At 51.1% G+C, this 1,464-nt stretch carries 2 rRNA genes; both read right to left on the bottom strand.

Features of this window, described 5'->3' with window-relative positions:
• Window positions 1-1,154, bottom strand: a 23S ribosomal RNA gene (locus EBB56_RS21755); the annotation flags it as partial.
• Window positions 1,155-1,394: 240 nt separating this feature from the next.
• Window positions 1,395-1,464 (bottom strand): 16S ribosomal RNA (locus EBB56_RS21760); the annotation flags it as partial.

The following is a 1,464-nucleotide window of genomic DNA, read 5'->3' on the forward strand; positions in this document are numbered from 1 at the left end:
ACCCGTAGCTTCGGTACCTGGTTTGAGCCCCGTTACATCTTCCGCGCAGGCCGACTCGACTAGTGAGCTATTACGCTTTCTTTAAAGGATGGCTGCTTCTAAGCCAACCTCCTAGCTGTCTAAGCCTTCCCACATCGTTTCCCACTTAACCAGGATTTCGGGACCTTAGCTGACGGTCTGGGTTGTTTCCCTTTTCACAACGGACGTTAGCACCCGCTGTGTGTCTCCCACGCTTGCACTCACCGGTATTCGGAGTTTGCCTCGGGTTGGTAAGTCGGGATGACCCCCTAGCCGAAACAGTGCTCTACCCCCGGCGGTGATACGTGAGGCGCTACCTAAATAGCTTTCGAGGAGAACCAGCTATCTCCGGGCTTGATTAGCCTTTCACTCCGATCCACAAGTCATCCAAATCTTTTTCAACAGATCCTGGTTCGGTCCTCCAGTTGATGTTACTCAACCTTCAACCTGCTCATGGATAGATCGCCCGGTTTCGGGTCTATTTCCAGCGACTGGTCGCCCAGTTAAGACTCGATTTCTCTACGCCTCCCCTATACGGTTAAGCTCGCCACTGAAAATAAGTCGCTGACCCATTATACAAAAGGTACGCGGTCACCAAACAAGTTGGCTCCCACTGCTTGTACGCATACGGTTTCAGGATCTATTTCACTCCCCTCTCCGGGGTTCTTTTCGCCTTTCCCTCACGGTACTGGTTCACTATCGGTCAGTCAGGAGTATTTAGCCTTGGAGGATGGTCCCCCCGTCTTCAGTCAAGGTTTCACGTGCCTCGACCTACTCGATTTCACAACACTCAGGTTTCGGTTACGGGGCTATCACCCACTATGGCCAGATTTCCCAATCTGTTCACCTACCAGTTGTGTTGCTTAAGGGCTGGTCCCCGTTCGCTCGCCGCTACTAGGGGAATCTCGGTTGATTTCTTTTCCTCGGGGTACTTAGATGTTTCAGTTCCCCCGGTTCGCCTCTCATGTCTATATATTCAACATGAGATACCCAAGTTACCTTGGGTGGGTTTCCCCATTCAGAGATGTCCGGGTCGCAGGTCGTTTGCCACCTCGCCGAACCTTATCGCAGGCTTCCACGTCTTTCATCGCCTCTGACTGCCTAGGCATCCACCGTATGCGCTTCATCGCTTGACCATATAACCCCAAAGGGTCTGTCAATCGATGATGTCACGACAATTGCCGGATACGCTTGAAACGTATCTTACTTTGTCAGCATGATATACATTGTTAAAGAGCATTAGAGCACAAAACTCTAAGCTGGCGGCTTGTGGCTTGCTAATGAAGCACAAACGTCCAACTTAAAGTTCCGTTAACCGCTCTATCGATCAGGTAATTCATTGTGAGCACTTACCGACAGTCAGATGACGTGTCGTTTAAGGAGGTGATCCAGCCGCAGGTTCCCCTACGGCTACCTTGTTACGACTTCACCCCAGTCATGAACCAC

This window comes from Halomonas sp. YLB-10 (assembly GCF_003856855.1).
Classification (GTDB): Bacteria; Pseudomonadota; Gammaproteobacteria; order Pseudomonadales; family Halomonadaceae; genus Halomonas; species Halomonas litopenaei.